The sequence below is a fragment of the Myxococcus sp. CA051A genome (assembly GCF_013336705.1).
In the GTDB taxonomy this organism is placed as follows: Bacteria; Myxococcota; Myxococcia; order Myxococcales; family Myxococcaceae; genus Myxococcus; species Myxococcus llanfairpwllgwyngyllgogerychwyrndrobwllllantysiliogogogochensis.
Window position 1 is genome coordinate 1 of the sequence record NZ_JABUMS010000049.1, and the last position, 5,697, is coordinate 5,697.

2 tRNA genes and 3 rRNA genes are annotated in these 5,697 nt (G+C 55.6%); all 5 read right to left on the reverse strand.

Features of this window, described 5'->3' with window-relative positions:
- Positions 1-7: 7 nt before the first annotated feature.
- A 5S ribosomal RNA gene (gene rrf / locus HUA74_RS44805) occupies positions 8-124 on the reverse strand.
- Positions 125-282: 158 nt separating this feature from the next.
- Positions 283-3,246 (reverse strand): 23S ribosomal RNA (locus tag HUA74_RS44810).
- A gap of 276 nt (positions 3,247-3,522) precedes the next feature.
- Positions 3,523-3,595 (reverse strand) — tRNA-Ala (locus HUA74_RS44815).
- 64 nt (positions 3,596-3,659) lie between these two features.
- A tRNA-Ile gene (locus tag HUA74_RS44820) sits at positions 3,660-3,733 on the reverse strand.
- 217 nt (positions 3,734-3,950) lie between these two features.
- Positions 3,951-5,488 (reverse strand): 16S ribosomal RNA (locus HUA74_RS44825).
- Together the 16S, 23S and 5S rRNA genes with 2 tRNA genes alongside form the textbook arrangement of a ribosomal RNA operon.
- Between the last annotated feature and the right edge of the window lie 209 nt (positions 5,489-5,697).

The following is a 5,697-nucleotide window of genomic DNA, read 5'->3' on the forward strand; positions in this document are numbered from 1 at the left end:
AAAAAGAATCCGGCAGCGACCTACTCTCCCACGCGGTTTCCCGCGGAGTACCATCGGCTCTGGAGGGCTTAACTTCCGTGTTCGGGATGGGAACGGGTGTGACCCCTCCGACATAGCCACCGGAAAAGCATGAAGTGCATACGAAGGGTAAGTTGCAGCATTCTGCGAGTACAAGTCTCGCTGTGCGTCTAGTGTTTCGTCCGGGTGAATGCATAGTGCATTCAGTCTCGGCCTTGGCCCCGAGTCCCTTACTCCCCTTGAGGGGGCATGCAAGAGATAGGGGGAAGTAAGCCTCTCGACCAATTAGTACCAGTTAGCTCAACGCGTTACCGCGCTTACACACCTGGCCTATCAACGTCGTAGTCTTCGACGGGTCTTCAGGGGCTTGCGCCCGGGATACCTGGTCTTGAGGTCGGTTTCCCGCTTAGATGCTTTCAGCGGTTATCCAATCGGCACATGGCTACCCAGCGATGCCTCTGGCGAGACAACTGGTACACCAGCGGTGCCTCCAACCCGGTCCTCTCGTACTAAGGTCAGAGCCTCTCAAGTATCCTACGCCCACAGCAGATAGGGACCAAACTGTCTCACGACGTTTTGAACCCAGCTCGCGTACCGCTTTAATTGGCGAACAGCCAAACCCTTGGGACCTGCTCCAGCCCCAGGATGCGATGAGCCGACATCGAGGTGCCAAACCTCCCCGTCGATGTGAACTCTTGGGGGAGATAAGCCTGTTATCCCCGGAGTACCTTTTATCCGTTGAGCGATGGCCCTTCCATTCAGGACCACCGGATCACTATGACCTGCTTTCGCACCTGCTCGACGTGTCCGTCTCGCAGTCAAGCTCCCTTATGCCATTGCACTCGCCGCCCGGTTTCCAATCGGGCTGAGGGAACCATCGCGCGCCTCCGTTACTCTTTGGGAGGCGACCGCCCCAGTCAAACTACCCACCAGACAGTGTCCCAATCCCGGCTTACGGGACATGGTTAGACACCAGAAATCAACAGGGTGGTATTTCACCGTTGCCTCCACCGAACCTAGCGGCCCGGCTTCAAAGGCTCCCACCTATCCTACACAGTCAATCCCTAGTGTCACTGTCAAGTTATAGTAAAGGTTCACGGGGTCTTTCCGTCTTGCTGCGGGTAAACTGCATCGGCACAGCTATTTCAATTTCGCTGAGTCCCTCTCCGAGACAGCGCGGAAGTCGTTACTCCATTCGTGCAGGTCGGAACTTACCCGACAAGGAATTTCGCTACCTTAGGACCGTTATAGTTACGGCCGCCGTTTACTGGGGCTTCGGATCATCGCTTTGCCTTGCGGCTGACGAATCCCCTTAACCTTCCAGCACCGGGCAGGAGTCAGACCCTATACGTCGGCTTGTCGCCTTCGCAGAGTCCTGTGTTTTTGGTAAACAGTCGCTACCGCCATTTCTCTGCAACCTCTCTCGGCTCCGGCTGTACGCCTTCACCTACCAGAGGCCCACCTTCTTCCGAAGTTACGGTGGAAATTTGCCTAGTTCCTTGGAGGAGAGTTCTCTCAAGCGCCTTAGGATTTTCTCCTCACCCACCTGTGTCGGTTTACGGTACGGACACCCTGCAAGCTCCCTACGGGACTTTTCTTGGAAGCAGAGCATCAGCGACTTACCCCTTACGGGGCGCCATGGGGTCTCGGGGATAGCTGCCGCGCCTTTAATCGTACGCGACACCCCTACGCCTTTGGACTGACACAACCGCCGGTCAGCTCGCCTAGCTTTCTCCGTCCTCCCTTAGTTCAACGCTTACAAGATGGCGCAGGAATATTAACCTGCTTTCCATCATCTACGCCTTTCGGCCTCGACTTAGGTTCCGGCTAACCCTGGGAAGATTAACTTGACCCAGGAAACCTTGGGTTTACGGCGAGGGGGTTTCTCACCCCCTTTATCGCTACTCATTTCGGCATCAGCACTCCCAGCCGCTCCAGCCGCCCTTTCGGTCGACCTTCGCTGCAACTGGGACGCTCCCCTACCGCCACACGTTTTGCGTGTGACCCGAAGCTTCGGTACTAGTCTTGAGCCCCGTTACATTTTCGGCGCGGCCTGTCTTGACCAGTGAGCTATTACGCTTTCTTTAAAGGATGGCTGCTTCTAAGCCAACCTCCTGGTTGTCAATGACCTGCCACATCCTTTCTAGTGTTCACTTAGACTAGATTTGGGGACCTTAGCTGTCGGTCTGGGTTATTCCCCTCTTGCCAATGGACGTTATCACCCACTGACTGCGTCCCGGGCTAACAATTACTGGCATTCGGAGTTTGGTACGGTTTGGTAATCTGGTGAGACCCCTAGCCGTTCCAGTGCTCTACCTCCAGTATTGAATTGCCCGAGCCGATACCTAAATATCTTTCGGGGAGAACCAGCTATCACGGAGTTTGATTGGCCTTTCACCCCTACACACAGCTCATCTCAGAAATTTTCAACTTTCATGAGTTCGGTCCTCCATGCGGTGTTACCCGCACTTCAACCTGGCCATGTGTAGATCACCCCGCTTCGGGTTATAATACACGCAACTAATTCGCCCTTTTAGGACTCGCTTTCGCTCCGGCTCCACCTAACGGCTTAGCCTCGCTACGTATATTAAGTCGCCGAATCATGATGCAAAAGGTACGCCCTCGCACTGGCTTGCGCCGTAGTGCTCGGACTGCTTGTAGACATGCGGTTTCAGGTTCTTTTGACTCCCCTTGCCGGGGTTCTTTTCACCTTTCCCTCGCGGTACTTGTTCACTATCGGTCGCCAAGGAGTATTTAGCCTTACCGGATGGTCCCGGCTGATTCAGACAGGATTGCACGTGTCCCGTCTTACTTGGGTAACCCACTCAGCTCCAACCAGCTTTCGCGTACGCGACTATCACGCCCTTTGGTGTCTCTTTCCAGAGACTTCCGCTAGCCAGTCAAAGTCCTACCGTGGACCCTCTACCCCGCTGCCACTTGCGTGACATCGGTTTGGGCTGTTCCCATTTCGCTCGCCGCTACTTTGGGAATCACTCGTTGTTTTCTCTTCCTCAGGGTACTGAGATGTTTCACTTCCCCTGGTTAGCTCCTGCCTACCTATGTATTCAGTAGGAGGTAACACCGCTATTCGCAGTGCTGGGTTTCCCCATTCGGACATCTCCGGATCAACGCTTGGTTGACAGCTCCCCGAAGCTTTTCGCAGCCACCCGCGTCCTTCATCGCCTCTTGGCACCTAGGCATCCACCGCACGCCCTTAGTAGCTTACTTGCCCTAATCTCTTGTCTAACGCCCGCCTCACGGCGGATTGTCGAAACTCGAAACCAAGGCCCAGACCCCTGCTCTTCGCAGCAGGCCCGGAAAAAATCACTCTACGCTTGTAGTTAGCGCCAACCCTCTCTCACCTCGCCTTCGCCTCACGGCGTCGGTTTCAGTGGGGAGTTGCGCGCCTTCTGCGAGAACTTGTTACTCAGCAGAAATTGCAACTTACCCTTCGTATGCACTTGTCAAAGAACGCTTCCCTCAATGCGACAGGGAAAACTTGTGTGGAGCTGATCGGAATCGAACCGACGACATCCAGCTTGCAAAGCTGGCGCTCTCCCAACTGAGCTACAGCCCCGTGTGTCCGGGCCAATTTAGCTGGGTGCGTCACCGTTGCCCAGGCTTAAAGCCTGCGGAAACAGTGGGCCTAGGTGGACTTGAACCACCGACCTCGCGCTTATCAGGCGCGCGCTCTAGCCAGCTGAGCTATAGGCCCAGGAGCTACCGCGTCGATTCTACAGCGTCCTTCATTCTCAAAGAGCTGGTGCCGCGACTTCTCGCGCACTCAGTCCTTCAAAACCAAACAGCAAGCCCGAAGTAGAGAGAGTCGGATTGGACTCGGAAACGTTGACCTGGTCGACCTGACGCGGCTCGAAAGCCGCTGGCACCACCTGCTGACACCGAAGTGTCTGCCTGGTGCCCGGTCTCCTTAGAAAGGAGGTGATCCAGCCGCAGGTTCCCCTACGGCTACCTTGTTACGACTTCACCCCAGTTACCGACCACTCCTTGGGCACCTCTTGGTGAAGTGACTTCTGGAGCAATCGACTCCCATGGTGTGACGGGCGGTGTGTACAAGGCCCGGGAACGTATTCACCGCAGCGTGCTGATCTGCGATTACTAGCGATTCCGCCTTCATGGAGTCGAGTTGCAGACTCCAATCTGAACTGAGACCGGTTTTATGCGATTAGCTCCCCCTCGCGGGTTGGCAACGCTCTGTACCGGCCATTGTAGCACGTGTGTAGCCCTGGTCATAAAGGCCATGAGGACTTGACGTCATCCCCACCTTCCTCCGGTTTAACACCGGCAGTCCCTCTAGAGATCCACTTGCGTGGCAACTAAAGGCGAGGGTTGCGCTCGTTGCGGGACTTAACCCAACATCTCACGACACGAGCTGACGACAGCCATGCAGCACCTGTCTCTCGGCTCCCTTGCGGGCACCGCCTCATCTCTGAGGCATTCCGAGGATGTCAAGACCAGGTAAGGTTCTGCGCGTTGCGTCGAATTAAACCACATGCTCCACCGCTTGTGCGGGCCCCCGTCAATTCCTTTGAGTTTTAGTCTTGCGACCGTACTTCCCAGGCGGAGAACTTAATGCGTTAGCTACGGCACCGCGGGGGTCAACTCCCACGACACCTAGTTCTCATCGTTTACGGCGTGGACTACCAGGGTATCTAATCCTGTTTGCTCCCCACGCTTTCGCGTCTCAGCGTCAGTTGCCGTCCAGGTGGCCGCCTTCGCCACCGGTGTTCCTCCCCATATCTACGAATTTCACCTCTACTTGGGGAATTCCGCCACCCTCTCCGGCACTCAAGCACGACAGTTTCGGGCGCACTTCCTCAGTTGAGCTGAGGGCTTTCACACCCGACTTGTCACGCCGCCTACACGCGCTTTACGCCCAATAATTCCGAACAACGCTTGCACCCTCTGTATTACCGCGGCTGCTGGCACAGAGTTAGCCGGTGCTTCTTCTCCCGGTACCGTCAAGCCGTTGGATGTTAGCCAACGGGTTTTCTTCCCGGTCGAAAGTGCTTTACAATCCAAAGACCTTCATCACACACGCGGCGTTGCTGCGTCAGGCTTTCGCCCATTGCGCAAAATTCCCCACTGCTGCCTCCCGTAGGAGTCTGGACCGTGTCTCAGTTCCAGTGTGGCTGATCGTCCTCTCAGACCAGCTACCCGTCGTTGCCTTGGTGGGCCATTACCCCGCCAACTAGCTGATGGGCCGCGGACTCATCTGGTTGTGATAGCTTGTATACAGAGGCCACCTTTTCCCTCAGTCTCCGAAGAAACCGTGGGCTTATCCGGTATTAGCCAATCTTTCGACTGGTTATCCCGAGCATCCAGGCAGATTATCCACGTGTTACGCACCCGTGCGCCGCTCTACTAAGGGTTGCCCCTATTCGCGCTCGACTTGCATGTGTTAGGCACGCCGCCAGCGTTCGTTCTGAGCCAGGATCAAACTCTCCAATTTTAATTTGAAGGTTGAACCGGCGTTCACCAAGTGTCCGGCTAAGGAACCTTGGCTCGCTGATTCACTGCAGGCACTGCTGGTATGCGCTTCTCAGCGCTCCCTTGCTGGTGCCTTCTCAAAGATTGACTGCGGTTTCCGCAATCCTTCTCTTCTTCTTGGGCTTGCTATTTGGTTTTCAAAGACCGAGCCGCTTGTTTCATCCGCGACTT